We start from the raw sequence: 26316 nt of genomic DNA, 5'->3' as shown, positions 1-26316 counted from the left end.
TGATGGGAAAAAAACGAAAACAACAGCAGCGTGTAGATGATCGTTTCACAGCTAGTTTACCAAAGCAAGAAGCTGTTACATTAGCCGACCAGCTTGGTGGCGATGTGTTAGCGAAGTTAAAAGCTGCAAAACAAGATTTATCCGCGAAAGAGCAGGCGGCAGAGGAAGAGCGTCAAGCACAGCTAGCCTTTGAGCGCAAGCAACGTGAGAAAAACAAATCGTTTGAAGAATTATTAAACGAGTACGGTGATAAAGGCTCGAAATTTTAGTCTTAGTTTTGTAGAAACAGTGAATCTCTTAATAGAGATTCACTGTTTTTTAGTTTATCTTGATAGGATACTTGGAATCGCGGGTAGCGCAATAGAAATCGCCACAAAAATGCTCTAAATCGCCAATATCCCCAGCAAAAATTATTTTCTAAGCATCCGTATTTTCTTCACGGCTAAGGCGATGCTAATAAAAACAATAGCTCCCGCTGTATCTACTAGGACATCTTGCCCGTTCATTGTTCGTCCAGGCGTAAAGCTTTGGCGGAATTCATCTAGCATCGCAATCAAAGCGGTAAGGACAATGGCGACGCCCGCAGCAAAACGCCGTTTTCCCAAAGCAAAGTAGACCCCGAGCGCAATACATCCAAAACCTATAAAATGCGTAAACTTTCGAATTAGAAATTCTACAAATTCAAAGTAGCCTCGCTCCTCAACAGACACTACTGTATCCCAATATGGAATTTTTAATACGGACAGTTGTGCTTCAAAAGGTTTATTGACCAAAAGTTCCTCAAGCTCAGGAATAATAGACTGTTGTTCGTAGCTCATGCTAGAGGAAATGGCGAGAATACCTAAAAGGAGCAGTAAAATTAGCCATTTTTTCATCGGTGGTCTGCGTATTGTTCCGCTTTTGTCAGTGTGTTGGCTAAGTCAAAGTTAGTAATGGAATTGACTTTTTCGTAGGCTGTAAGTGTTTGGGCAAGTTGTTCCTGTGAACTAGCACCAATCACAGTTGAAGCAATAGTAGGTTCCTTCAAATTAAAGGCAAGCCCTAATGCGTGCAAATCTTCATAGTGTTTTGCTAAGTCTGTTAATGTCATTGTCAATTCATCTGCTGTATAGGTTTGATAACCGTTAACACGTTGCAAGCGCTCTTTCCAAGTATTTGTTAGTAAGCCCTTTGCAACTGTGCCTCGTGTTACTAGCGAAGCCCCTTCACTGGCAATAAAATCTAGCCATTCCTCTGGGCGACGATCTAACGCACTATATTGCATCATGACACTTTTTGCCGAGCTAGCTGGTAAAAAACGTTTTAGTACATTAGGTCGAATCGAGGAAATGCCATATTCTCGAATCACACCGTCTTTTTTCAAGTTCTCAAATGTGTCAATAATGCCATCCCAATCGTCCTCTATCGTGCCACCATGTAGTTGATAGACATCAATATAATCTGTACCGAGTCTTTTTAGGCTTTGATGCACGGCGTCTTTAATATATGTAGGGGAGGCATCCCAATGCCAGCCGTCCACACCTTCTGACCAACGATTGCCTACTTTAGTTGCGACGATCATATCTTGTCGACGTTTTCCTAAAACGGCACCAATAATTTGTTCGTTGGCACCAAAATCATATAAATCTGCTGTGTCAATGTAATTAATGCCAGCATCTAGTGCCATATCGATAATGGCTGCTGCATTATTTTTGCTTGTCGAAAGAGACATACCTCCTAAGCTAATTTCTGAAATAAATAAACTACTTGAGCCGAGCTGTCTTTTTTTCATACGAATGCCCTCCTTCGATTTCTCTACTTGTAATGGTACAATGAACATATCTGAAGAACAAGCGAGGTTATGGGCAATGAAAAAGTTTGAAGAAAAAACGACAAAAACGACATCAATTTATGATGGGAAAATCGTTAAGTTACAGGTCGATGATGTCACATTACCAAATGGTAAGTCGGCTAAGCGTGAAATTATTAAGCACCCAGGAGCAGTAGCAATCATTGCCATTACCAACGAAGGCAAGCTCGTTATGGTTGAGCAATATCGTAAAGCGCTTGAGCGTTCTATTGTAGAAATTCCTGCTGGTAAACTTGAAATAGGTGAGGAACCAATCCATACTGCTCGTCGAGAACTAGAAGAAGAGACAGGCTATGGTGCACATCGATTCGAGTATTTACAAGCATTTGCCACTTCACCAGGCTTTGCGGATGAAGTGATTCATCTATTTGTAGGGACAGATTTATATCAGATTGAAAATAGAGCAGAACTAGATGAAGATGAATTTGTCGAATTACTAGAAGTTTCGTTGGAAGAGGCACAAGCGATGGTAGCTGATGGGCGTATATATGACGCGAAGACAGCGTTTGCCGTACTTTGGTTTGCGTTGCAACAAGATAAATAAAGTTTAGCATAATAGAAGCGGACGAGCATAAGCTGTAAAAACCTTGATAGAAAAGGAGCATGCTAATGTCTCGTACGGTTTCTCTATTTTATCACGCATCAATTGTTGCAGTGAGCTTCGTTTGTGGCGTCATCTGCTTTCATATTATTGGAGGGGCGAATGCAGAGCCTTTTATTTTATTTATAGAACCTCGTTTAGCAGATGTGGACAGGCAATCTATTTTTCGTTTAGTGCTTCCTGTCGCCGCTTCAGTCGGAATTATATTGTTACTTGCTACACATAGTGTCTTGAAAGTTTTAGTACGTGTTACAGTCGCAATGCGCGCAACTTTTTTTGGATTTAGCTCCGTATTTTTACTGCAAAAACTTGAGGCGTTTTGGCTATATACGATTTGGTGGTTTCCATTTCAGCTTATCTATTGTATATTGTTGCTAGTATTATGTAATTTACTTGTACCCGCCTGGTCGAAGCGAAAAATCGGGAAAAAGATGAATGGACGGACAATTTTGTTGAATTTTATCGCTTTTTTCATCATAATAGTTGCTGAGTTTATCGTAATATCGTATGTACTCAAGTGAAGAAACAGCTAAAAGCATAAATGCATTTGAAATCTAATCACTATCTTGTAATAGGATTTACTCCTTTGGTATAATGAAATGAGTTTAGGGGGGCGTCACATGGAAAGCCGTATTGATCGTATCAAAAAACAGTTGCATAGTGCTAGTTATAAGCTGACGCCGCAGCGAGAAGCAACAGTTGCTGTTTTGCTAGAGCACGAAGAGGACCACTTAAGTGCAGAGGATGTCTATCTTTTAGTAAAAGATAAGGCACCTGAAATTGGTCTGGCTACTGTTTATAGAACATTAGAATTACTAACAGAGCTTAAAATCGTCGATAAAATCAACTTTGGCGATGGCGTATCACGCTATGATTTGCGCCAAGAAGGAGCTGCACATTTCCACCATCATCTAGTTTGTATCGAGTGCGGTGCTGTAGATGAAATTCAAGAAGATTTACTTGAGGATGTGGAAGCCGTTGTTGAGAAACGTTGGAACTTTATTATAAAAGATCACCGACTAACTTTCCACGGTATTTGCTGGCGTTGTCATGATAAAACCGACGAAACGAATGAAGAACAATAACAAAGAACTGTCTGATGAAATCTTACGTATAGATTGCATTAGGCAGTTTTTTGTTTTTTCATTCGTTTGCTTGGACTTTCTATTAAACTAGTCAATTCGATTGAAGTGAGCCCTTTCGCACTTTTTTTATAGGCGTGCTAAAATAGAGAATAATTGACAGTGAGGGGGCGTTGTGATGAATGAATTTCAATATGCAATAGAGGATTATATCCATTTTATCCAGGTAGAGCGGCAATTGTCCGTTAATACATTAGCATCCTATCGCCGAGACTTAGAAAACTATGTACATTTTTTGCAAGAAGCTGAAGGGATGACTGATTTTCGCCATGTTGAACGGACAACTATATTACGTCATTTAGAGCAACTACGTATGCAAGGAAAGACAAGCCGTACTGTTGCGCGCCATATTTCATCCATTCGTAGTTTCCACCAATTTTTACTTCGAGAAAAGCGAACAGAATCAGATCCAACAGTCCATTTAGAAATGCCAACGATTGAACAAAAACTTCCGAATATCCTTTCAATTGAAGAAATTGAAGCTTTACTGACAGCGCCGAACCGCAGTAAGCCACAAGGTATTCGTGATGTGGCGATGCTAGAGCTGCTATATGGCTCTGGTATGCGTATTAGTGAGCTGATTGCACTTGATTTGGCTGATATTCATTTGACAATGGGCTTTGTACGTGTTTTTGGAAAGGGAGGCAAGGAACGCATCATTCCACTAGGAAAAAGCGCCCTTTCTGCTTTAAGTGTTTATTTAGATGGCGCAAGAGGAACATTACAAGGGAAATATCCAAAAACAGATGCATTTTTTATAAATCAACGTGGAAAACGTTTAACTAGACAAGGTTGTTGGAAATTAATGAAGGAGCACGCATTAAAGGCAGGCATCCAGCATGAGCTTACACCGCATACTTTACGTCATTCTTTTGCTACCCATTTAGTGGAAAATGGAGCTGATTTACGTGCAGTGCAGGAGATGCTAGGTCATGCAGATATTTCTACAACCCAAATTTATACGCATATTAGTAAAACGAGACTTTCTGAGGTATATAAGCAGTACCATCCACGTGCTTAACATAAAAAATAAGTGATGGATAGAGTCTCTTCCCGTATAAAAGAATAAATATTTATCTTAGTCGGATGTCTGACCTTTATCCTTTAGCTTGTTTTTGGTAAAATGGAGTCGTGAGATTAGGAGGCAACAATTATGAATAAACCATTTAAAAAAATCCATGTCGTTGTAATGGATTCAGTTGGGATTGGTGAGGCACCAGACGCAGCTAAATTCGGAGATGTAGGCGCACATACATTAGGCCATATCGCTGAAAAAATGAATGGGCTTACAATGCCCGTTATGGAATCGTTTGGCTTAGCAAATATTGAGCCACTTCAAGGAATGCAAGCAGTAGATGCGCCAAAAGCATACTACGGTAAAATGCAGGAAGCATCTGTTGGGAAAGACACAATGACAGGTCACTGGGAGATTATGGGTCTTAACATTGATAAACCGTTTAAAGTGTATCCAGAAGGATTCCCAGCTGAACTTATTGAGGAACTTGAACAACGTACAGGTCGAAAAGTACTATGCAATAAACCAGCAAGTGGCACACAAGTTATTGATGATTTTGGGCAGGAACATATGGACACAGGAGCAATCATTGTCTACACATCTGCAGATCCTGTATTACAAATTGCTGCACATGAAGAAATCATTCCACTTGATGAGCTATATAAAATTTGTGAAATTGCACGTGAGTTAACATTGCAGCCAGAGTACTTAGTAGGGCGCGTTATTGCACGACCATTTATTGGTACACCAGGTAACTTTACGCGTACGCCAAATCGTCATGATTATGCGTTAAAGCCATTTGGTCGCACAACGATGAATTCATTAAAGGATGCAGGGTTAGACGTAATCGCTATCGGTAAAATTTCTGATATTTTCAATGGTGAAGGTGTCACTGATGCAGTTCGAACAAAAAATAATATGGACGGTATGGATCAATTTGCAGCGGTTGCACGACGTGATTTCCACGGGATAAGCTTCTTAAATTTAGTAGATTTTGATGCGAATTTTGGACATCGACGTGATCCACTTGGCTATGGCAATGCACTACAAGAATTTGATGCACGCCTTCCTGAAATTTTAGAGGCAATGACAGAAGATGACTTACTTATGATTACAGCTGACCACGGAAATGATCCGACATTCCCTGGCACAGATCATACACGTGAATACGTACCACTAATTATCTATTCACCACGTTTTAAAGGTGGTAGCGAGCTAGCTCTACGTGAGACTTTTGCAGATATTGCCGCAACTGTTGCTGAAAACTTCAATGTAGAAGCACCACCATTCGGTAAAAGTTTCTTAAAAGATTTAAAATAAGGAGGAATTTTTCATGAATATGGTGCAACTATTTGAAAAGAAAAAACAAGGTAAGGAGCTTTCACAGGCAGAAATTCAATACTTTGTTGAAGGCTATACCACAGGATCTATTCCTGATTATCAGGCAAGCTCTTTGCTAATGGCCATTCGCTTAATTGGCATGACAGATGAAGAAACTTTTTATTTAACGAAGGCAATGATTGAATCAGGAGATGTCATTGATTTAACTTCGATTGAAGGCTTTAAAATTGATAAGCATTCAACAGGTGGTGTCGGTGACAAAGTAACGTTAATCGTAACACCGATCATTGCTTCACTAGGCATTCCAGTGGCGAAGTTTAGTGGTAAAGGCCTGGGTATTACAGGTGGTACAATTGACAAACTAGAATCGATTCGAGGCTTAAAAACAGAGCTGTCTTCACAAGAATTCATTGATAATGTCAATAAACATAAAATTGCTGTTGCTGGTCAAACAGGTAATCTCGTGCCAGCAGACAAAAAACTTTATGCATTGCGTGATGTAACGGGTACTGTCGATTCTATTCCGTTAATTGCTGCGTCTATTATGAGTAAAAAAATTGCAAGTGGCGCAGATGGCATTGTATTAGATGTTAAATGTGGCTCTGGCGCATTTATGAAAACTGAAGAAGAGGCTAAAAAATTAGCTGAGGCGATGACAGCGATTGGTGAAAAACTAGGGCGTAAAGTAGTCGCACATATTAGTGATATGGATAATCCACTAGGAAAAATGATTGGTAATAAGCTTGAAGTAGTGGAGGCATATGCCTTACTAAGTGGTCGCTTAGAAGAGACACACGCTGATTTACTTGAGGAGTGCATCATTATTTCTTCACTTATGTATCAGATTGCAGCAGGAGTGGATGAAACAACAGCGGTAGCGGCAGTTAAGAAAGTGTTAGAGGACGGCTCAGCAGTCGCTAAGTTTGAGGAATTTATAGTGGCACAAGGCGGAGATTTAGCGGATATTGTGCAAAATGATACGGCTCATAAGATTGCTGTAACAGCAGCGTCAGAAGGCGTTGTAGAGTCTATTAATGCATTGATGATTGGTGAAGCAAGCGTTAGTCTTGGTGCAGGCCGCTTAACGAAGGAATCCGCACTAGATTATGATGCGGGCATTCAACTAGTAGCAAAAAAAGGTGACCGTGTAACAGCTGGGGAAACGATTGCTTATCTGTATTCAAACAGTGAAATCAATGAGGAAACAGTCGATAAAGTACAGCAAGCTTATACAATTGCTTAAGTAAAAATAGAAGAATACATTAGTTGATGGTAGCGAAGGCGATGACTCCTGTGGGAAGCACGCATCATAAGACGCAACTGGCGACGCGATAGCGACGGTTGCGGCTTACAGTTTGCCCGTGGAAAACGCACGTCGTAGCGGACATCAACGACAGCGTAAAAGTGATAGATTGACTTTAGTCAATCTATCACTTTTTTTTGTTGTTCGGTAACTATTTTACTAAATAACTACATAAAAAAATCCTCCGACGCAGTTACACTTACAAAATATGTAGACCACGTTTAAAACTTTCTTATTTATCCCATACTGCACTTAACCTAAAAGCAATAAGAATGTCGATTTTACACTATTTCGAGGGACTTGGCACTAGTTATGTCAACAGCAAGGATTTGTCAGATGGAATGTGGAATTGCACGAGGAGGAGGCGATGTTCATGCATTTTCAATTAGAAATGGTAACGAGAGAGACAGTGGTTATACGTTTATTTGGTGAGCTCGATCATCATGCAGTTGAGCAAATTCGGGCTAAAATTTCTACAGCAATTTTTCAAGGCGCTGTAACGACCATCATTTGGAATTTTGAGCGACTATCGTTTATGGATAGTTCGGGTGTAGGCCTTGTGCTTGGTCGAATGCGTGAATTAGAGGCAGTGGCTGGAAGAACGATTTTATTGAATCCATCGCCGACAATGCGAAAAGTATTTCAATTTTCAGGTTTAGGTCCGTGGATGATGGATGCAACAGAGGAAGAAGCGATTGATCGAGTTAGGGGGATTGTAAATGGATAACGAAATGACATTAACTTTTTTAGCAATTAGCGAAAATGAAGCTTTGGCACGTGTGGCTATTACGGGCTTTATCGCACAATTAGACCCAACAATTGATGAGCTATCAGAATTTAAAACAGTTGTCTCGGAAGCTGTTTCCAATGCGATTATCCACGGTTACGAAGAGGATGGCAAAGGTGTTGTTACAGTTCATGCAAAGCGTGAGGATGATATTGTAACCGTGTCTGTAATGGATAAAGGGGTTGGTATTGCTGATGTGAGTCAAGCAATGGAACCTTTGTTTACAACGAAAAGTGCAATGGAGCGTTCCGGAATGGGCTTTACAATTATGGATAGCTTTTCAGATCAGCTGACAGTAATGTCTCAATGGCAACAAGGTACAACTGTAACGTTTACGAAAAAATTTTACTCGGTTCGCACGGCGGTAATGTGAGGTTGCTATCGTGAAGCCGATAGAACAGTCGTCCGATAAGCTTTTGTCACAGGAGGAAATGCGTGATTTAATTGCGCGTTCACAACAGGGCGACCATGAAGCTCGTAAACGAATGATTGAGGGGAATACGAGACTTGTATGGTCCATCGTCCAACGCTTTACTACAAGGGGCGTGGAGCTCGAAGATTTATTTCAAATTGGCTGTATAGGGCTTATGAAATCTGTAGATAAGTTTGATTTAGCATATGATGTGAAGTTTTCCACATATGCGGTGCCGATGATTATCGGCGAAATACAGCGCTTCTTAAGAGATGATGGCATGGTGAAGGTTAGTCGATCTATTCGTGAGCTCAACTTTAAAATACGCCATGCAACTGATGAATTTATTAAGAACAATGAGCATCCACCGACCATTCAAGATTTAGCACAAGTACTTGGAGTTACGACGGAGGAAATCGTAACTGCATCGGATGCTTTACGGGATCCTGCTTCCTTACATGAGCAATTGTATGAAAGTGAAGGGGATTCCATTACGTTAATGGACCAAATGAAGGATGAAAAATCTGAGCAACCATTTGAATATATTCCGCTCAAAGAAGTGCTTACAAGATTAGATCCTAGAGAGCAATCCATTATTTATTTACGATATTTTTCAGACTGTACACAAACTGAAATTGCCAACAGGCTTGGTATTTCACAAGTACAAGTATCTCGTTTAGAGAAAAAGATTTTAGCGCAGTTAAAAAGCTGGATGGCCACGAGTGCCACAGTTGAACATGGAGTAGAAAAAGATATCTAAGAAAATGGTGACACCATGACAAATAAATTATTTAACAGCTTAGAAGAAGCCGAAGATTTTCTTAAAGAGCAATTTGGGGACGGCGAATCATTTGACGTTGGAATTAAGCATTTATTTGTCAAAGATTTGCCGGTTCTTTGTGCATATATTAGTGGACTTGTAGACGGGGAAGCTCTAACACAGTTACTATCTAGTATGTTACCTGAAGAAGACATCGAAATTGACGATGAGAAAGAATATTTTGAAACAATTTTCAATTTTCATGGTCGTTCTGAAGAAACAGAGCGTAAAGCCTATTTGCTCGCCATTTTAAGTGGACAAGTCACATTTATCACTCAAAGTGGTTACTGTTATGTTGCTGAGCTGCGAAATTATCCAGGGCGCTCACCAGAGGAGCCTGATAATGAAAAGGTAATACGTGGTTCAAGGGATGGCTTTACGGAAGGGATTTCACAAAATACAGCTTTAGTGCGTCGACGCATTCGCAACAGTAATTTACGTTTCGAGCTACATAAAATATCCAAAATCGGTCAAACCGATGTCGCAATTGCGTTTATGAAGGATATTGCAAATGAGGAAATGCTCGATAAATTGCGACAGCGTCTTGGTCAAATTAACCATGATGGTTTGACGATGGCGGATAAATCTCTTGAGGAATGGCTATTTAAGCAAAAGTTTCACCCAATACCATTTGTACGCTATACAGAACGACCCGACATTGTCGCTGCTCATTTATTAGAGGGGCATGTGGCCATCATGGTGGATACTTCACCTTCTGTTATTTTAGTACCTATAACAATTTTTCATTTATTGCAGCACGCTGAAGAATACAGACAAGCGCCAATTGTTGGGACATTTGTTCGTTTTATGCGTTATTTCGGGACGATTATGGGTTTACTATTATTACCATTATGGTATTTGTTTGTAACGAACGAATCGTTATTACCGGATGCCTTATCCTATTTAGGTAGTCAGGAAAAATCACATATCCCAATATTACTGCAAATTCTAATAGCTGATATAGGGATTGAATTTTTAAGGATGGCCGCCATTCATACCCCTACGCCATTGTCCACTGCAATGGGATTAGTAGCAGGGGTAATCATTGGACAAATCGCGATTGATGTTGGCGTTTTCTCATCGGAAGTTGTGTTATATACAGCGGTGGGAGCCATATTTACATTCATTATTCCATCTTATGAGCTAAGTATTTCCATTAAGCTCTTTAGAATTTTCTTGCTCCTTATGACAGGTATTTGGGGGGCGGATGGATTATTCATTGGGGTATTTATATTATTTACGTATTTATGTTCATTACGTCCGTTACAAGCGCCGTATTTATGGCCACTCGTGCCATTTTTCCCGACGGCGATGCTTCGGGTAATTATTCGTTTCCCAATGACGTCGGATGCATTAAGACCTTTTGTCGTCGATTCCAAACAGCGAAAAAGATCATAGGAGCCGTTGCACTCACTTTTTTCATGTGATAAAGTTCACCTATAGTATTTTGCGATTTTTGCAAAAATTATTTTTGGTAGCATGCCTAAATGGTATGAACAATGAGCCATTTACATGCTAGTAAAAGATAATACCTCGATAGGATGATTTCAAAAACTAAGTTTTTGGATACACCACGAGGTGCAATGGTCACAAAATGGAGACGTGAAAAGGGAGAGATGCAAATGCATTTATATGGAACACAAGCGATTTCTGAAGATGGACATTTAACAATAGGACAAGTAGACACATTAGAGCTTGCAAAAGTATACGGTACACCACTTTTTGTGTACGATACAGCGCTTATTCGTAAGCGTGCACGCAGCTTTATCGATACATTTAAAAAACTAGGTGTAAAGGCAGAAGTAGCTTATGCTTCAAAAGCATTTGCATGTGTAGCGGTGTATCAATTAGCAGCAGAGGAAAATCTATCATTGGATGTTGTCTCTGGAGGGGAGCTATTTACAGCATTAAAAGCTGGATTCCCTGCAGAGCGCATTCACTTCCATGGCAATAATAAGAGTATTGCCGAATTAGAGCTAGCCTTTGACTCAAAAATTGGTTGTATTGTAGTAGATAACTTCTATGAAATTAAGCTTTTAAAAGAAATTTCAGAGCGCCGTCAGCAAAACATGCGTATTTTGTTACGTGTCACACCAGGTGTTGAGGCACATACACATGATTTCATTACGACAGGGCAAGCTGATTCTAAATTTGGCTTTGACTTAAACAATGGCCAAGCAGATGAAGCATTCGAGCAAACATTTAAACATGAATACTTACAGCTTTTGGGCTTACATTGCCATATAGGCTCTCAAATTTTTGATACAGCTGGCTTTGGTTTAGCGGGAGAAAAATTAATCGACAAGATTTCTAACTGGAACAAGACTCACGGTTTTACGTGCACTGTGTTAAACTTAGGTGGGGGCTTTGGTATTCGCTATACAGAAGAAGACGCACCGCTTGAGCCGCAAGTATATGTTGAGGATATGATTACAGTTGTGAAAAATAAAGCAACGGTACTTGGGCTAACGATGCCAGAAATCTGGATTGAACCAGGTCGTTCACTGGTTGGCGATGCAGGAACATCACTTTATACAATAGGTTCTCAAAAAACAGTACCAGATGTACGGAACTACATTGCAGTTGATGGTGGAATGAGTGATAATATTCGTCCTGCACTTTACGATGCGAAATACGAGGCGGTCATTGCGAGTAAAGCCAATGCACCAAAAGAAGAAACGTACACTGTAGCTGGAAAACTTTGTGAATCGGGCGATAAATTGATTATCGATGCAAAATTACAAGAAGCAGCTTCAGGTGATGTACTAGCAATCTTCTGTACAGGGGCATATGGCTATTCGATGGCGAGCAACTACAATCGTGTACCACGTCCAGCAGTGGTATTTGTAGAAAATGGACAGCACCAATTAGCCATTAAACGTGAAAGTTATGAAGATATTGTACAAAATGATCTCCCGTTAACGTTAAAAAAGGGTGAATGAATTTGAGAAAAAATAAATGGGTATTATTAGCGTCCATGACGACTTTTATTTTATTGTGGGGCGTTGTCTATTGGGTGTTAGCATCAAAAGGTATTCTCGGCCCTGGTTCGTAAGACAGAAATTGGCTTGCGGTAATAGTACAAATCGTGTAGGATAGTCAAAGATTATGTACAGCTAGAAAAAGAGGGAATAGACAAATATGTTAATTCGATATAAAAAAGCTTTCGAGAAAATAGCAATGGGGCTACTCTCGTTTATGCCTAACGAAAAAGACATTAAAAAGCTCACAGAGACAATCCAATCCTATGAAAATGATGAGAATTGGGTATTATATTTATGGAAAAAGAACGATGAGTATGTTGGTATCGTCGGGCTTGTAGTAGACAATAACACAGCAACTATTCAGCACGTTTCTGTAGTTCCATCTTATAGAGGTGAAGGTGTGGCAAAGGAAATGCTACAAGAAGTAGCAGATCTTGGCCAATACGAACATGTGCGTGCAACGGATGAAACGCGTGAATTTGTTCAAAAATGTATACAATGTAATGAAGAAAAAGCAGACGAAAATTAACGTCTGCTTTTTCTTTGTTTGCTTTCTTGTCGTTCAGCAAGAATATGTGAGCGATCACGAAGCATATGTTTATGAAGAAGATAATCAGAGCTACTTTCCGGTAAAAGTAGTATGCGCGCCATCACTAAATCATGTAAAGCGGGCATTAGTGGTAATTGAAACGCTTGAAAGGAATTGCCCATTTGAATATTGTTTAGTGTTTCGGTTAATTGTGTGATAAGCATTGTGTAGTCTATTTCATGAAAAAACACATTTCCTTTATTGAGTTGAAAATTATTGAGTGCTTTATGTAGGATTTTGAAAGCACCTGTTGCGTTGCCGCGACGCCAATGATATAAACCTGTCGCTAATTGAACGTAACCTACAAGAGGATGGTTTTTATTGCCAGGCGCGATGTCCTTCCAATATTCCTCGAGTACTTCATGGCATTCAAAAAAATCCCCATTGCCATTGAAATAGGCACAGTAATCAATAAATAAAGTATGGTGCTGTGGATGCATTTTGGACTCCTTTCAACTATACTAAAAGAACATTGAATATCAGGGTGGTAAAATAATGTCTTATGAAGTAAAATTAGAAGCCTTTTCAGGACCTCTTGATTTATTATTGCACTTAATTCACAGATTGGAAATTGATATCTATGATATTCCAATGGCTGAAATTACGCAACAATATATAGATCATATCCATGCAATGCAGGTACTGGAATTAAATGAGGCGAGTGAGTATTTAGTGATGGCTGCTACACTCTTAGCCATTAAAAGTCGTATGCTCTTACCTATACATGAAGGAGAGCTAGATGATGCGGAAATTGAAGTCGATGGACCTGACCCTCGTGAGGAACTGGTACAACGTTTAATAGAGTATAAAAAATATAAAGAAGCGGCAGGCAACCTACAGGAGCTTGAATCAGATAGAGCGCAGGTGTTTACAAGACCACCTACAGATCTTTCGGGATTGGCATCAGATGAGCAAATGGCGTTGTTCGATATGAATGTCAATATATATGATATGCTTGGTGCCTTCCAAAAGCTGATGCGCAGAAAAAAATTAAAAAAGCCATTGAAAACAACTATCACGAGGCAGGAACGCTCAGTTAAAGATCAAATGCGTTCTGTTGTGAATTCCTTACGTTCCACAGGTGGACGTGCATCATTTTTCGAGCTTTTTCCCTATGAAGATAAACCAACACTAATTTTAACGTTTCTATCACTGCTTGAACTGATGAAACGTCAGATTGTTATTGTAGAGCAAGACGGTAATTTTGAAGAACTAACGGTCACATTACAGAAGGAGGAATGGGATGATGACGAAAACAATGATCCTACAAAGTAGAATTGAAGCTTTATTATTTGTTGTGGGAGATGATGGCTTAACGATTAAGCAATTAGCACACTTACTTGGTGATGCAGAAGAAGTTGTTGCACAAGCTATGGATGCATTACGTACAGCATTTGACGATGATGAAAATAGAGGAATTACAATTAAAGAAATGGCTGGTGTTTACCAGTTAATTACAAAGCCAGAGCTTGCAGATACGATTCAAAAATTAGTAGAGAATCCGACTGCACAATCATTGTCTCAGGCGTCCTTAGAAGTATTGGCAATAGTGGCCTATAAACAACCTATTACAAGGGTGGCAATTGAAGATTTACGAGGCGTAAAATGTGAACGTCCACTGCAAACACTCGCTTCCAGAGGGCTAGTGAAAGAGGTTGGACGTTCAGAGGGAACTGGACGTGCTATTTTATATGGCACAACGAAAGAGTTCTTAAACTACTTTGGTTTAAATAGTATTGAAGAAATGCCTCCATTACCTGAGGAGGAAAATGGAGATCCAGAGCAAGAAACGGATTTATTTATGACCAAATTCCAAGAAACTTTTAACGGCGTTAAGTAATGGAGGAAATGTGCTGGTCGCTTTCCTTTTTAGTTTAATAGTTATACTTATCTATCACTTATAATAAGGAGTGGCTTGTTGCTACGGTTACTACGAGTAATGTTGTTCATGATAGTAGTTGGAATTTTAGTTTTTCCACAAAATGGTTTCGCAAGAGGCGGAAGCGGATATGTTGTGTTAGACGGCGACACAGGCCGCGTGTTATCAGGTACTAATAGTGATGCAAGGCTCCCAATCGCGAGCTTAACAAAAATTTGGACAGCTCTCGTCGCTATTGAAAACAGTGATCTTCAAGATGAAGTAGTAATTTCTCCAAGGGCTGCAATGGCTGAAGGTTCGTCTATCTATTTGCAAGCTGGTGAGACAGTAACAGTTGAAACCTTGCTCTATGGCTTAATGCTCCGATCTGGCAATGATGCTGCAACAGCATTAGCTGAGCATGCAGGCGGTTCAGTTGAAGGCTTTGTCAAATTAATGAATGAACGAGCCGTTATTGCTGGACTGACAAATACAGTTTTTATGAACCCGTCTGGCTTGCATCATGACGAGCATTTATCTTCCGCAAGAGATACAGCTGAGATGCTGAGATTAGCGCTCCAAAATAAAACCTTTGAAAAAATTGCATCTACTGTTCTTTATCGTGCCAATACAGAAAACGGCATGCTTTGGGAAAATAAACACCGCTTATTACGAGAAGGCTCAGGAGTCGCAGCTGAAGTAGATGATGAAACGGAGCAACCTGTAAGTTCGTTAAAATCAGCAACAGGTACTGCTTTTGCTGGAAAGACAGGTTTTACAAAGGTTGCTGGAAGAACATTGGCAACTGCTTTTCATAAAGATGGGCAAACATGTATTGTTGTCACTTTAAATGAATCTGATGACTGGAATATGCATCGAGGTTTAGCAAATGAGGTTTGGAAAAATTATAATATGGAGACGGTTGTGAAAAAAGGGAAATACAATGTCAACGATAAATTAGCTATCCGTTTAGAGCAACCAATTCAATTGCAATTAAATAAAGAAGAAAAAAAGACAGTTAGGCAAGTACTTCAAGTGTCCAGAAAAAGAAAGGAAGCCGTACTTTCGATATTTATTGGGGAAGAGCGTATTTATGCAACGCCTGTTAAAGTAGAATCAGCGGATCGTTAAAAGCGATGCGCTGATTTTTTATAATGAATAATATGGAGTATTGTTTACTAGAAACTATTTTATATTTATTGTAAATGGTGTAAAATAATGAGAGTTATAATATGGAAGCGTTAGGAGGTATACTATTATGGCTACTAGTGAAAATAACCGTAAGCAAACTCAAATCGCTATTATCATTATTTTATTTCTTTCAAGCTTTACAGCACCATTTATTTTGCTATTTCCCATTCAAGAGCTTCTTTACCGACCGCACGAATATTACCTTTTTGAGACCATTTTTAAAGCCTATATTATATTGATGTTTGTTTTAATTGCGATGGCAATAATTTTATTAATAAATTTATTGATTACTCCCACTACAAAAAAGGGGAGAAATGTCCAACGAACAATTGTTGGTACATCATGGCTGCTTGTTCTTGCGATTTTATTTTTATGTATTAATCATTATCAAATTATTGATGAAAAAGGATTACATACGAATAATTTTTTTAGTTTGCAAGAAGACTCGACAAGCTGGGAAGAGATTGTTAAGGTTGAACAAACAAATGTGCAGAAAGATGGCGTTACTAAACCAGATAAGCTTATTTTCACATTGAACGATGGTTCAACAATCGAACAATCTTTAACGGCGAAGTTAGCAATAGCGAAGGCCTTTATCAATTATGAATTAAGTAAAAATGGTGTTTCAATCGAAAATGTATATAGTGAAAATGAATAATTAAAAAAGCTGCCTAAATAGGGCAGCTTTTTTAATTAGGTTATAAAATACGGAGAAATTGTTTGAGTGCCTGACACTTCGAATAACTTCCTAGATCGTAAAAATCCACTACGCTTTCCGTAGGGACATCGTAAGCCAAAACCTCCGTTTGCGTTCTTTCAAAAAGTCTACGTGGATTTTTACTTGGGTAGCCCTTATTGATAGAGCTGTGAACATTCAGAATTGTTTGGGTGACTGGCACTTTATAAAATATCTTTACTAAATGCGATTTGCATTTTGTTGATTGGTCTATATTAGAAATAAATAGCAAACATCGATAAATCTTTAGGTTACGCAAAGACAAATAATCGATAAACTAGCAAATAATACACTATTTAGAATTATCGTATTACTAGTACAAAATTAGTTTCTCTTTTATATTACACAAAAGTATGACATAATTTTCACAGATTGACGGGAAAAATAACCTTAAAAAGGTTACATTTTTAACTAGAGGTGAAAGAATGGAAAGATTACAAAAAGTTATTGCCTATGCAGGTGTCGCTTCAAGGCGTAAAGCAGAGCAATTGATTGTAGAAGGTAAAGTAAAGGTAAACGGTGTTGTTGTACGTGAGCTAGGAACAAAAGTTTCCAACTCGGATACAATTGAAGTAGAAGGTGTCAAACTTGAGAAAGAAGATAAAGTCTACTACTTACTTTATAAACCACGTGGAACAATTTCTGCTGTAACAGATGATAAAGGACGCAAAACTGTCACAGATTTATTTAAGCATATTCCGCAACGTATTTTCCCTGTGGGTCGTCTAGATTATGATACATCTGGATTATTATTACTGACAAATGATGGAGAGTTTTCTTATATGTTGACGCATCCGAAATTTAAAATTGATAAAACGTACATTGCGCGAGTAAAAGGTATACCTACAATTGAGGGTCTAAAAAAGCTACAACGTGGTATTAAACTAGAAGATGGCAAAACAGCACCAGCAAAAGTGAGTATGACTTCTTTTGATGAGCAAGCGGGCAAGGCGATTTGTGAAATTACTATTCACGAAGGGCGAAATCGCCAAGTGCGTCGTATGTTTGAGGCAATCGGTACACCAGTAGTTAAACTGAAACGTGAACGTTTTGCGTTTTTAGATTTATATGGCCTAACACCAGGAGAATATCGTGAATTGTCGAAACATGAAGTCAAGCAATTGCGTGTGTTAGCTGAAACGGGACAACTCGGCTAGACAGACATTAGCGATGGAAGGTGAACATACCGTTATACGTATAATGAGTTTTTCACTTTCCTCGTGTGAAAACGTTCATAAATCATTCATAATTAATAACTAAGTTAATTTGTATCATTTTGCTATAATAGGTGAGAATAGTACACCAGTTTTAAATTTATCCAGCAGACGCTGAACAAAGTAAGTCTCGGGGAGATATAACAGATGTTTCTTGTACGAATAAGAAATATCGACATAATTATTACCTCGAGGCGTATTTGAGTAGGGGGTTTATTAACTTGGAGAAAAAGAAAAAACGTCTTGTGACCCGTACCATTATTTTAGTTATTTTGGCGCTTGCCATAGGGTACACTGTTTACGGGACAGCTACAAAGGATAAGGTAGAGTTAGTAGCAGTTGGCTCTGAAGCACCGAACTTCACGTTAGTAGATTTAAATGGAGAGAAACACAAACTGTCTGATTATAGAGGGCAGGGGGTATTTTTGAATTTCTGGGGAACTTGGTGTAAGCCATGTGAGAAGGAAATGCCAGCAATGAACAGCCAGTATCAAGTCTTTAAAGACCTAGGTGTTCAAACATTGGCTGTCAACATTGCACAAACAGATTTTGAAGTACAAAATTTTGTCGATAAGTACGGTCTTACATTTCCTGTAGTAATTGACAAAACAAAAAGTGTTATGACTGCCTATAATGTTGGGAATTTACCTGCAACTGTTTTAATTGATCCAGATGGTAAGGTAGTTAAGATTACAACTGGAGAAATGACAGAGGCGAATATCGCTTCTTACATGGAATTAATAAAGCCAAAATGAGGGGTAATTGACGATGGAGAATATCATTTGTGCTTGTGGACATAGTAATCCGTTTGGCACGAGGCTCTGTGAGAAATGTGGTCGTCCTTTAACCGAAGAAGAAAAACAAAATAAAGTTGTCGATATGCGCTATGATGGTACGGCTATTCGTTCAAAAACGTACAACAAAACAATTGTCGATAAAATTTGGAATTTTTTCTCTAGTGTTAAAGTTGGAATCGCTTTAATTATTATCACATTAATAGCAGCTTCAATCGGAACCTTATTACCGCAAGAGTTTTACGTAAAAGCTTCTGACATTGAAAAAGGAGCATATTACGAGGATGTTTATGGTTTCGTAGGGAAAATCTATTATACATTAGGTCTTTCAGATTTATATAGCTCTTGGTGGTTCCAAATATTAGTTGGGATGCTTGCGGTATCGATTATTGTTGCAAGTCTTGACCGTGGTATACCACTTTATAAATCATTGAAAAATCAACGAGTAAAGCGCCATGAAAGCTTTATGAAGCGCCAACGTATTGTTGCGGAAGGACAAGTAACTGGAAGTCCTGAAGAGACGCTGAATAAAGTTGAAAAGAAAATGACTGAGATGAAATATATTGTTCGTCGAGATGGAAGTGCTTTGTTAGCAGAAAAAGGGCGTTTCGCTCGTTACGGTCCGTACATAAATCATGTAGGCCTCATTATCTTTTTAGCAGGGGTTATGTTGCGTTTAGTTCCTGGTTTCTATGTCGATGAATCGATATGGGTACGTGAAGGTGAAACGCGTGCAATAACTGGCATGGAAGGTTATTTTATTGAAAATCATGAATTTATTTTAGAAACACATGATAATACACCACAAGGCGAACAGCTGAAACAAGGCGTGAACGTCGTTGCGAAAAACTTCCAAACTAATGTTACGTTATACAAACAGCCTGAAGATGCAATTGCTGGTGATACGGATAATCTAGAAAAGGTTAGAGATTATTCAATTCGAGTTAACCATCCGTTAAAAGAAGAAGGCTACGCATTATATCAAATGGATTATCGTCTAAATGAATTAAAGCAAATGAATTTTGAACTAGTAAATAAAACAAATGAGCAATCACTTGGTAAAGTAGAAATCGATTTAACAAACCCTAAAAAGGACTATGATTTAGGAAATGGTACATCTGTTAAACTACTTGTCTACACGCCAGACTTCTCTGGTTTTGAAAATGGTGTACCGCAAACTGCGACGTCCGTTCCTAATAATCCAGCATTTCTATTTAAAATGACGACACCAGAAACACCAGAGGGTGAAACAAGCTTTGTTGCTATTAAACAAACACTAGAGCCATTAGGCGAGAATCAATACAAAATGAAATTTGCAAGTGTGGAAACACGAGATATGTCAGGCTTTACGATACGTAAAGACCGCACAATCCCTATTTTATTTGTTGGTGGTATTATTTTCATGATTGGCGTTGCGATTGGTTCATATTGGAATCACCGTCGTCTTTGGTTACAAGTAGAGCCAGATGGTAAATTACTGATGGCTGCCCACGTAAACAAAAATATGTTTAGCATGAAAAAAGATTTAGATGCCGTGACTGCATTTGCTGGTCTACCACAATATAATGACCAGTTAGATATGGCAGAAGAGGACGAAAAGTCCACAAGCCTTGGCAATAATAAAAAGGAAGGTGACAACACCTTATGAGTTTGATTAACTTAAGTGGGAATCTATTATTTGTTGCATTTGTAGCCTATCTAGTAGCAACCTTATTATTTGGCGGTGCAATTAAACAATCCAATGCTTCGGGTAAAAATACAGATAAATGGGGTAAACTTGCAATTACAGTGACGATTGTTGGTTTCCTTGCACAACTTGGTTATTTTATTACCCGTTGGATTCATACAGGGCACGCTCCTGTAAGTAATATGTTTGAATTTACAACTGCTTTTGGAATGTTTATCGTTGCAGCATTCATTTTAATCTACTTTATTTATCGTCTGACAGCATTAGGATTTGTAGCGTTACCTGTAGCGCTTTTAATTATTGCATATGCGTCGATGTTCCCGAGCGAAGTAAGTCCGTTAGTACCTTCATTACAAAGTTATTGGTTAACAATTCACGTTATTACAGCTGCAATGGGTCAATCCATTTTAGCGATTAGTGCAGTTGCAGGTTTAATTTACTTATTAAAAGTTGTTGATTTAAAGAAGCCTTCAAAGCAACGTTTCTGGCTTGAAGCCGTTATGTACTGTTTAGTTGTTGTAATTGGCTTTGTTGTTGTTTCGACTACATTTAGTGCTATGGATTACGAATCAAAATACACGTATCTTGATAAAGAAGGTGTATCTCGTCAAATTACTTATAATTTGCCACCGATTTTTGGCATGCACGATTATGAGGCAGTTGAGGAACATGGCATGTCTCCATTAGTAGAAATGCCTGCCCTTATTAATGCGAAAAAATTAACAACAGTTGTTTGGTCATTACTAGTAGGTTCATTACTATACTTATTAATTCGTCTTATTGCACGTCGTCGAATTAGCGCATTGTTCCAGCCGCTTGTTAAACGTGTAAATCTGCAATTATTAGATGAAATTGGTTATCGATCTGTTATTATTGGTTTCCCTGTTTTCACGTTAGGTGCACTCATCTTTGCGATGATTTGGGCACAACTTGCGTGGAGTCGTTTCTGGGGATGGGACCCGAAAGAAGTATGGGCCCTTATTACATGGTTATTCTATGCAGCATTCCTACATCTACGTCTATCTAAGGGCTGGGAAGGTGAAAAATCTGCTTGGTTAGCACTAATTGGTTTTGGTATTATTTTATTTAACCTAATAGCTGTTAACTTAATTCTTGCAGGTTTACACTCCTACGCGTAACAATGGGAAACGAAAAGCCTTTTCGCTGCGGCGAAAGGGCTTTCTTTTCTTTTCAAGACGTTGTGTACCATGTACAATAGAGGGTAGAGAAAGTTTGGAAGAGAGGGATCGTGAAAGTGTCAGAGAATATTTCAGTATTAGTAGTAGACGATGAGGATCGTATTCGCCGCTTATTAAAAATGTATTTGGAGCGCGAAGGGTACCAAGTCGACGAAGCAGAGAATGGTGAAGAAGCGATCGAGAAATCTTTAGAAAAAGAGTATCACTGTATTTTACTAGATATTATGATGCCTGAAAAAGATGGGCTAGAAGTTTGTGCAGAAATTAGAGAACGTGCTGCAACTCCAATTATTTTATTAACTGCAAAAGGTGAGGAAGCAAACCGTGTACAAGGCTTCGAGCTTGGGGCAGATGATTATATTGTTAAGCCTTTTAGTCCGCGCGAGGTGGTGCTACGTGTAAAAGCTATTTTACGTCGCTCACAAGCATTTTCACCTACAACAAATGCATCTTCATCAAAAGATTTAGTGGTATTCCAACACTTGATGATTGACCATGATGCACACCGTGTAACTGCAGAGGGAATCGAAGTAAATTTAACACCAAAAGAGTATGAATTATTGTATTTCCTTGCAAAATCTCCAGACAAAGTATTTGACCGTGAACAATTACTAAAAGAGGTTTGGCATTACGATTTCTTTGGGGATCTACGTACAGTAGATACACATGTTAAGCGATTACGTGAGAAGCTTAATCGTGTATCAGAAAATGCAGCAAAAATGATTGTCACTGTTTGGGGCGTTGGCTACAAATTTGAGGTTGTCAATGAATAGAATATGGAACAGTGTTGTCGGGAAGCTATGGGTAACCATATTGCTTCTCGTTTCATTTGTATTATTTGTTTTCACGGTTTTAATGCTCGAATTTCTTCAAAACTATCATATGCAGCAAGCTGAGATTTCATTGCGTCAAACGGCTGCAACAATAGCGAGTATAGTGGATGACAATGAAACAGCAGAATCGACTTCGCAATTATTAACAGATATTTTACCTGATGGTACAAATGCGCTTATCGCCATCAATCATCTAGAAGTAACATTTGCGATGCAGGAAGGCGTTAACAAAAAAGAAATTCAAGGCGCAATCTTAGCGAATAAAGCATTCCATGAAGTTTTCAAATCAGATGATCCTATTATTAAGGAAATGATGATGCCGTCCTCTACCGATAAAGAAAAAATGGAATCATATGTCGTGTTAGGTTTCCCACTAAACGTGGAAAATGAAGTGCATGGTGCGGTCTTTATTTACCAAAGTCCAGATGCGTTACATAAAACGTCCAAAGAGACAACGAAAATTGTCTTTTTAGCGGCATTCATTGCCTTTGTGTTAACGACATTCTTTGCATTTTTCCTTTCATCACGTATTACTTCGCCGCTACGAAAAATGCGCGAGTTAGCATTTGAAATTGCAAAAGGAAATTTCGAGGCAAAAATGCCGACAACGCAGAACGATGAAATTGGACAGCTTGCGGTTGCATTCAATCAAATGGGGCGCCAGTTAAAGCACAATTTAGAGGTAATCAATCAAGAAAATGAGCAATTATCCAATATTTTAACTTCTATGACTGACGCTGTTATTACGTTTAATCGGGATCGTACTATTTTACTTAGCAATCCACCTGCGGAACGCTTAATGCAAAAATGGTTTGTCAACAAAGGCTCGCAAAGTGCCAAGCCTATTCCACCTGAGCTATATCATATGCTTGATCATGTATTAATGTTTGAAGATAAGCTGGAAGAAGAAATTGAGATGGATGGAAATTATTATACATTTACGATTAGTCCGCTCTATAGTGGGGAATTGATACGAGGAGCTGTTGCTGTTATCCGTGATATGACAGAACAGCATCGTCTAGAAAAGCTTCGCTCAGACTTTATTGCCAATGTATCACATGAGCTACGGACACCTATTTCAATGCTTCAGGGCTACTCAGAAGCGCTAATGGATGATGATTTTATACAAGATCAAGAAGAACGCAATGAGATTACTAAAATTATTTATGATGAATCAAAGCGTATGGGACGTTTAGTTACAGATTTATTAGATTTAGCACGCATGGAATCTGGACATATGACATTATACAAAGATGAAGTACCGATTAATGCGACATTTGAGCGCATTACCCAAAAATTTGCGCAAGTAGCAAAAGAGAAGCATGTTCTGCTCCTATTTAATAGTGAGTTTGATGAAGATGCGGTAATAAGCATGGATGAGGATCGTATTGAACAAGTGTTAACGAATTTAGTTGATAATGCACTGCGTCATACAGATGAAGGTTCTGTCATTGTAAACATAGAGAAGGAGCCGACATTTGCTAAAATCTCTGTTCAGGATACGGGACATGGTATACCGCAGGAAGATTTACCATATGTTTTTGAGCGTTTTTACAAGGCAGATAAAGCGCGTACACGTTCTAAAGGGGGAACAGGTTTAGGGCTTGCTATTGCTCGAAACATTGTAAAGGCGCATTCTGGAAACATTATGGTCGATAGTGTATTAAAAGAAGGAACAACCTTTACTTTCTATTTACCCTTCGACTAACTTTGTCCGTTAGAAGCCCATTGATTCGAAAAGTTATAAATAAAGGTAACTGGTGGCTAGCATTTGAGCTGACTTAATGCAAATGCCTGTAAGCTGATTGCATATAGTTTTAGTGTAAGTATTGGCACTTAGCGAAATTTTGAGCAAATCATTAATTAAGATGTAACTTGTGCGAGCGTTAGACGACAAATACTATGAGAACGGGGGTGGAGTGCTTTGAATGACTCCGTGTTCCATCGATTATACGATTCATACCATCAAGACGTGTTCCAGTTTCTTATTTATCTAGTAAAAAATCGTACACTTGCTGAGGATCTATCACATGAGGTGTACGTTCGTGTTCTGCGATCGTATGAACAATTCGCAGGAAATAGCAGTGAAAAAACATGGCTTTTTGCTATTGCTAAAAATGTCGCAATAGATCATTTTAGAAAGCAGGCAGTGCGTAAAAAACATTCGCTCGATTTTTTTGACTGGGAAACGGAACAACTACATTCAACCACACCATCACCGGAAGATATGCTACAGGCTAGTGATGAATTAATGCAAATAGAGTCTGCACTTGAAAATTGTACAGGGGATCAAAAAATGGTTATTATTATGCGCTTTTTCCAAGATTTATCGATTGCTGAAACAGCGCAAATACTTGATTGGACAGAAGCGAAGGTTAAGACCACGCAACATCGAGCCATTAAGTTTTTAAGGCAACAGCTACAACAGGTTAGGGAACAGGAGGCGAAAAGGCAATGACTCATAAACAGTTTGACGACGATGAACAACTAGAACAAATGTTGAAGAATGCCCCGAAGCTGACTGATGACCGTTCGAAAGAAGAAGTGTTGAAACGATTGCTTGCAGATGCACGTCTGCAAGATAATATACATCTTCAAGAAGCAATGCAACAATCAACAGATTCAAAAGTGCTTGAAGAGCAAGAGCAGTCTATTGTTGCTCATGAGAATGAAAGCATCAAGCCAATGAAACAGCGTAGAAAGAGTAAGTTACCTATTCTTAGTAGTATTGCAGCTGTTTTTGTACTATCAATAGTAGGGTACGTGTTTTTATCAAATAATAATCCAGTTAAGGATGAAGCAAACGCCCCTCCCGAAAATTTTTCTACGATGCAAGAGGATCGAGCTATACAAGAAAATGAAAATGCAGATGGTGTAATGAAAGCGAATATCGGTGCCGAACATGCACGAATGTTATCGCTTCGGACATCAGTATACGAAGACGATTTAGCAAATGCAGTAGTATTTAGAATCGGATTACCAGGTGGCAATGCTGATAGCATACCAATGACCTATATAATCCCGAACGAAAAATTAACGGCTGATTTTGGAAAGAAAAAGCCGACAACTCTACAAATGTATGAAAAATACGCACCACAAATTGATGAGGAAGCGCTTGGTTTTGCTAATTATCATCCATACAAAGGTGAGTTAAAAGAAGAAGGTGAGACGCTAGTTCACGTCTTACCTAAAAAAAATGATTACGATGTAGCTTCAGCTTCCGTAACAAAATATTTAAGCTCACTAAAAGATACTTTTTCCGACTCTGAATATAAAGCGATATCGGTAAAAAATAAAGATGGTACTCCTTATGAATTTTCGCAGGTTGGTGAGCCAAGTGAGCCTATGCAGTTAACGAAAGATAATCATTACAATTATTATTTATATACAGAAGAAAATGGGACTGAATATTTATCGCCCGACTTCCACCAAACATATCCTACTGTTACAGAGGCACTTATCGCCATGCAAGATAAAAAAGATGATATTTATGTACCCGTAATCCCTGAAAATGTAACGTACACAGTGAAAGAAGAAGAGGGTGGTGTTGTCATCACATTTGACGCACCTCTGGATTTGATGACAATGGATGCAGTGCGGGCAACGCAATTAATAGAGGCCATGATGCTGACAGCTTCAAGTTTTGATAAAAAGCTACGCTTAGATAACGTCGTACAGGATAGTTGGGAAGGTTTTGATTTAACAAATTTTTTACCGATACCTGTAGGTGCAAATAAACAAACTATGCAGTAACAAAGAAAAACAGCTATCTTTTATGAGGTAGCTGTTTTTTTATGAGTTGTTTCCGCATCATCAGAATACTGGTGGCTGGTGGGTGCGGAATTCTAATGCTAAAACGCGGAATCCATTGCTCGTGGCTGAATTTATAGAAGCATTCATTAAAACATACAAATTTAATCGGAATTTTTTAAGCAGAAGTATTTACTTTTGTGTCATAAAA

The 26316-nt window shown here is 38.7% G+C and carries 28 protein-coding genes; 25 read left to right on the top strand and 3 right to left on the bottom strand.

Annotation, left to right across the window (positions count from 1 at the left end; genetic code table 11):
• The first annotated feature begins 2 nt into the window (after window positions 1–2).
• Window positions 3–269 carry a YqkE family protein gene (locus tag ACIQXJ_RS12245; protein ID WP_401008758.1) on the top strand — a complete coding sequence of 89 codons (267 nt, stop codon included), beginning with the start codon at window positions 3–5 and terminating at the stop codon, window positions 267–269.
• 141 nt (window positions 270–410) lie between these two features.
• Here ACIQXJ_RS12245 and ACIQXJ_RS12240 read toward each other — a convergent pair whose 3' ends face one another.
• The gene (locus ACIQXJ_RS12240) at window positions 411–875 is read right to left on the bottom strand and encodes a VanZ family protein (protein ID WP_403053852.1); all 465 of its coding nucleotides are present in this window, start codon (window positions 873–875) and stop codon (window positions 411–413) included.
• Window positions 872–1771, bottom strand: coding sequence for an aldo/keto reductase (locus tag ACIQXJ_RS12235; protein WP_403053849.1), 900 nt, complete (start codon window positions 1769–1771; stop codon window positions 872–874). Before ACIQXJ_RS12235 ends, ACIQXJ_RS12240 begins: the two co-directional genes overlap by 4 nt.
• Window positions 1772–1847: 76 nt before the next feature.
• Here ACIQXJ_RS12235 and ACIQXJ_RS12230 point away from each other — a divergent pair, with 76 nt between their 5' ends.
• From ACIQXJ_RS12230 to ACIQXJ_RS12175, 12 genes are all read left to right on the top strand, one after another.
• Window positions 1848–2393 carry an NUDIX domain-containing protein gene (locus ACIQXJ_RS12230; RefSeq protein WP_403053847.1) on the top strand — a complete coding sequence of 182 codons (546 nt, stop codon included), beginning with the start codon at window positions 1848–1850 and terminating at the stop codon, window positions 2391–2393.
• A 65-nt stretch (window positions 2394–2458) separates the two neighbouring features.
• A complete protein-coding gene (locus tag ACIQXJ_RS12225; protein WP_401008750.1) occupies window positions 2459–2971 on the top strand; it encodes a hypothetical protein in 513 nt (170 codons plus the stop codon).
• A gap of 99 nt (window positions 2972–3070) precedes the next feature.
• Entirely contained in the window at window positions 3071–3535 is a 465-nt protein-coding gene (gene fur, locus ACIQXJ_RS12220) for a ferric iron uptake transcriptional regulator (RefSeq protein ID WP_340825543.1), read from the top strand.
• 175 nt (window positions 3536–3710) lie between these two features.
• Entirely contained in the window at window positions 3711–4613 is a 903-nt protein-coding gene (gene xerD, locus ACIQXJ_RS12215; RefSeq protein ID WP_340825542.1) for a site-specific tyrosine recombinase XerD, read from the top strand.
• 132 nt (window positions 4614–4745) lie between these two features.
• Entirely contained in the window at window positions 4746–5927 is a 1182-nt protein-coding gene (gene deoB, locus ACIQXJ_RS12210) for a phosphopentomutase (RefSeq protein WP_403053844.1), read from the top strand.
• A gap of 13 nt (window positions 5928–5940) precedes the next feature.
• Entirely contained in the window at window positions 5941–7191 is a 1251-nt protein-coding gene (locus ACIQXJ_RS12205) for a thymidine phosphorylase (RefSeq protein WP_403053841.1), read from the top strand.
• Between the two features lie 433 nt (window positions 7192–7624).
• Window positions 7625–7978: an anti-sigma F factor antagonist gene (spoIIAA, locus tag ACIQXJ_RS12200; RefSeq protein ID WP_024361503.1), complete on the top strand. Its 354-nt coding sequence runs from the start codon at window positions 7625–7627 to the stop codon at window positions 7976–7978.
• Window positions 7971–8411, top strand: coding sequence for an anti-sigma F factor (spoIIAB, locus tag ACIQXJ_RS12195; protein ID WP_173478263.1), 441 nt, complete (start codon window positions 7971–7973; stop codon window positions 8409–8411). Before spoIIAA ends, spoIIAB begins: the two co-directional genes overlap by 8 nt.
• Window positions 8412–8421: 10 nt before the next feature.
• Window positions 8422–9210 carry a SigF/SigG family RNA polymerase sporulation sigma factor gene (locus ACIQXJ_RS12190; protein WP_337981793.1) on the top strand — a complete coding sequence of 263 codons (789 nt, stop codon included), beginning with the start codon at window positions 8422–8424 and terminating at the stop codon, window positions 9208–9210.
• Window positions 9211–9225: 15 nt separating this feature from the next.
• Entirely contained in the window at window positions 9226–10668 is a 1443-nt protein-coding gene (locus ACIQXJ_RS12185) for a spore germination protein (protein WP_403053838.1), read from the top strand.
• A gap of 224 nt (window positions 10669–10892) precedes the next feature.
• On the top strand, window positions 10893–12212 hold the full coding sequence (lysA, locus tag ACIQXJ_RS12180; protein WP_340825537.1) for a diaminopimelate decarboxylase: 1320 nt from the start codon (window positions 10893–10895) through the stop codon (window positions 12210–12212).
• Window positions 12213–12411: 199 nt separating this feature from the next.
• Window positions 12412–12783, top strand: coding sequence for a GNAT family N-acetyltransferase (locus tag ACIQXJ_RS12175; protein WP_403053835.1), 372 nt, complete (start codon window positions 12412–12414; stop codon window positions 12781–12783).
• Here ACIQXJ_RS12175 and ACIQXJ_RS12170 read toward each other — a convergent pair.
• Window positions 12780–13283, bottom strand: a complete 504-nt coding sequence (locus ACIQXJ_RS12170; RefSeq protein WP_403053833.1) for a DUF309 domain-containing protein — start codon at window positions 13281–13283, stop codon at window positions 12780–12782. The two genes, ACIQXJ_RS12175 and ACIQXJ_RS12170, sit on opposite strands and share 4 nt — an antisense overlap.
• Window positions 13284–13338: 55 nt before the next feature.
• Here ACIQXJ_RS12170 and ACIQXJ_RS12165 point away from each other — a divergent pair, with 55 nt between their 5' ends.
• The 12 genes from ACIQXJ_RS12165 to ACIQXJ_RS12110 all read left to right on the top strand — a co-directional run bounded on the left by ACIQXJ_RS12165 (window position 13339) and on the right by ACIQXJ_RS12110 (window position 26108).
• Complete coding sequence (locus ACIQXJ_RS12165) at window positions 13339–14118, top strand: segregation/condensation protein A (RefSeq protein ID WP_403053830.1); 780 nt, start codon at window positions 13339–13341, stop codon at window positions 14116–14118.
• Window positions 14090–14683 carry an SMC-Scp complex subunit ScpB gene (gene scpB, locus ACIQXJ_RS12160; RefSeq protein WP_403054904.1) on the top strand — a complete coding sequence of 198 codons (594 nt, stop codon included), beginning with the start codon at window positions 14090–14092 and terminating at the stop codon, window positions 14681–14683. Before ACIQXJ_RS12165 ends, scpB begins: the two co-directional genes overlap by 29 nt.
• Before the next feature lie 78 nt (window positions 14684–14761).
• On the top strand, window positions 14762–15832 hold the full coding sequence (locus ACIQXJ_RS12155) for a D-alanyl-D-alanine carboxypeptidase family protein (protein ID WP_403053827.1): 1071 nt from the start codon (window positions 14762–14764) through the stop codon (window positions 15830–15832).
• Window positions 15833–15959: 127 nt separating this feature from the next.
• Window positions 15960–16550, top strand: a complete 591-nt coding sequence (locus ACIQXJ_RS12150; protein WP_403053824.1) for a hypothetical protein — start codon at window positions 15960–15962, stop codon at window positions 16548–16550.
• A gap of 503 nt (window positions 16551–17053) precedes the next feature.
• The gene (locus tag ACIQXJ_RS12145) at window positions 17054–17785 is read left to right on the top strand and encodes a pseudouridine synthase (protein ID WP_401008733.1); all 732 of its coding nucleotides are present in this window, start codon (window positions 17054–17056) and stop codon (window positions 17783–17785) included.
• 278 nt (window positions 17786–18063) lie between these two features.
• Complete coding sequence (gene resA, locus ACIQXJ_RS12140) at window positions 18064–18597, top strand: thiol-disulfide oxidoreductase ResA (protein WP_403053821.1); 534 nt, start codon at window positions 18064–18066, stop codon at window positions 18595–18597.
• Window positions 18598–18610: 13 nt separating this feature from the next.
• Complete coding sequence (resB, locus tag ACIQXJ_RS12135; RefSeq protein ID WP_403053818.1) at window positions 18611–20284, top strand: cytochrome c biogenesis protein ResB; 1674 nt, start codon at window positions 18611–18613, stop codon at window positions 20282–20284.
• Entirely contained in the window at window positions 20281–21462 is a 1182-nt protein-coding gene (gene ccsB, locus ACIQXJ_RS12130) for a c-type cytochrome biogenesis protein CcsB (protein ID WP_403053816.1), read from the top strand. Before resB ends, ccsB begins: the two co-directional genes overlap by 4 nt.
• A gap of 116 nt (window positions 21463–21578) precedes the next feature.
• Window positions 21579–22295 carry a response regulator transcription factor gene (locus ACIQXJ_RS12125; RefSeq protein WP_024361488.1) on the top strand — a complete coding sequence of 239 codons (717 nt, stop codon included), beginning with the start codon at window positions 21579–21581 and terminating at the stop codon, window positions 22293–22295.
• Entirely contained in the window at window positions 22288–24063 is a 1776-nt protein-coding gene (locus ACIQXJ_RS12120; protein ID WP_403053813.1) for an ATP-binding protein, read from the top strand. The genes ACIQXJ_RS12125 and ACIQXJ_RS12120 overlap by 8 nt, the downstream gene beginning before the upstream one ends.
• A gap of 216 nt (window positions 24064–24279) precedes the next feature.
• The gene (gene sigX / locus ACIQXJ_RS12115) at window positions 24280–24813 is read left to right on the top strand and encodes an RNA polymerase sigma factor SigX (RefSeq protein ID WP_340825524.1); all 534 of its coding nucleotides are present in this window, start codon (window positions 24280–24282) and stop codon (window positions 24811–24813) included.
• Window positions 24810–26108: an RNA polymerase subunit sigma gene (locus ACIQXJ_RS12110; protein ID WP_403053810.1), complete on the top strand. Its 1299-nt coding sequence runs from the start codon at window positions 24810–24812 to the stop codon at window positions 26106–26108. Before sigX ends, ACIQXJ_RS12110 begins: the two co-directional genes overlap by 4 nt.
• The last annotated feature ends 208 nt before the right edge of the window (window positions 26109–26316 follow it).

This window comes from Lysinibacillus sp. NPDC097868 (assembly GCF_044761135.1).
Classification (GTDB): Bacteria; Bacillota; Bacilli; order Bacillales_A; family Planococcaceae; genus Lysinibacillus.
The sequence above is the reverse complement of the archived record's forward strand: the minus strand, read 5'-3'. Positions and strand labels throughout refer to the sequence as shown.

What these genes read in the sequence shown, in the direction of transcription:
- ACIQXJ_RS12245 (WP_401008758.1), top strand. Translation starts at nt 3, where the DNA reads ATGGGAAAAAAACGAAAACAACAGCAGCGTGTAGATGATCGTTTCACA.
- ACIQXJ_RS12240 (WP_403053852.1), bottom strand. Translation starts at nt 875, where the DNA reads ATGAAAAAATGGCTAATTTTACTGCTCCTTTTAGGTATTCTCGCCATT.
- ACIQXJ_RS12235 (WP_403053849.1), bottom strand. Translation starts at nt 1,771, where the DNA reads ATGAAAAAAAGACAGCTCGGCTCAAGTAGTTTATTTATTTCAGAAATT.
- ACIQXJ_RS12230 (WP_403053847.1), top strand. Translation starts at nt 1,848, where the DNA reads ATGAAAAAGTTTGAAGAAAAAACGACAAAAACGACATCAATTTATGAT.
- ACIQXJ_RS12225 (WP_401008750.1), top strand. Translation starts at nt 2,459, where the DNA reads ATGTCTCGTACGGTTTCTCTATTTTATCACGCATCAATTGTTGCAGTG.
- fur (WP_340825543.1), top strand. Translation starts at nt 3,071, where the DNA reads ATGGAAAGCCGTATTGATCGTATCAAAAAACAGTTGCATAGTGCTAGT.
- xerD (WP_340825542.1), top strand. Translation starts at nt 3,711, where the DNA reads ATGAATGAATTTCAATATGCAATAGAGGATTATATCCATTTTATCCAG.
- deoB (WP_403053844.1), top strand. Translation starts at nt 4,746, where the DNA reads ATGAATAAACCATTTAAAAAAATCCATGTCGTTGTAATGGATTCAGTT.
- ACIQXJ_RS12205 (WP_403053841.1), top strand. Translation starts at nt 5,941, where the DNA reads ATGAATATGGTGCAACTATTTGAAAAGAAAAAACAAGGTAAGGAGCTT.
- spoIIAA (WP_024361503.1), top strand. Translation starts at nt 7,625, where the DNA reads ATGCATTTTCAATTAGAAATGGTAACGAGAGAGACAGTGGTTATACGT.
- spoIIAB (WP_173478263.1), top strand. Translation starts at nt 7,971, where the DNA reads ATGGATAACGAAATGACATTAACTTTTTTAGCAATTAGCGAAAATGAA.
- ACIQXJ_RS12185 (WP_403053838.1), top strand. Translation starts at nt 9,226, where the DNA reads ATGACAAATAAATTATTTAACAGCTTAGAAGAAGCCGAAGATTTTCTT.
- lysA (WP_340825537.1), top strand. Translation starts at nt 10,893, where the DNA reads ATGCATTTATATGGAACACAAGCGATTTCTGAAGATGGACATTTAACA.
- ACIQXJ_RS12175 (WP_403053835.1), top strand. Translation starts at nt 12,412, where the DNA reads ATGTTAATTCGATATAAAAAAGCTTTCGAGAAAATAGCAATGGGGCTA.
- ACIQXJ_RS12170 (WP_403053833.1), bottom strand. Translation starts at nt 13,283, where the DNA reads ATGCATCCACAGCACCATACTTTATTTATTGATTACTGTGCCTATTTC.
- ACIQXJ_RS12165 (WP_403053830.1), top strand. Translation starts at nt 13,339, where the DNA reads ATGTCTTATGAAGTAAAATTAGAAGCCTTTTCAGGACCTCTTGATTTA.
- scpB (WP_403054904.1), top strand. Translation starts at nt 14,090, where the DNA reads ATGACGAAAACAATGATCCTACAAAGTAGAATTGAAGCTTTATTATTT.
- ACIQXJ_RS12150 (WP_403053824.1), top strand. Translation starts at nt 15,960, where the DNA reads ATGGCTACTAGTGAAAATAACCGTAAGCAAACTCAAATCGCTATTATC.
- ACIQXJ_RS12145 (WP_401008733.1), top strand. Translation starts at nt 17,054, where the DNA reads ATGGAAAGATTACAAAAAGTTATTGCCTATGCAGGTGTCGCTTCAAGG.
- resB (WP_403053818.1), top strand. Translation starts at nt 18,611, where the DNA reads ATGGAGAATATCATTTGTGCTTGTGGACATAGTAATCCGTTTGGCACG.
- ccsB (WP_403053816.1), top strand. Translation starts at nt 20,281, where the DNA reads ATGAGTTTGATTAACTTAAGTGGGAATCTATTATTTGTTGCATTTGTA.
- ACIQXJ_RS12120 (WP_403053813.1), top strand. Translation starts at nt 22,288, where the DNA reads ATGAATAGAATATGGAACAGTGTTGTCGGGAAGCTATGGGTAACCATA.
- ACIQXJ_RS12110 (WP_403053810.1), top strand. Translation starts at nt 24,810, where the DNA reads ATGACTCATAAACAGTTTGACGACGATGAACAACTAGAACAAATGTTG.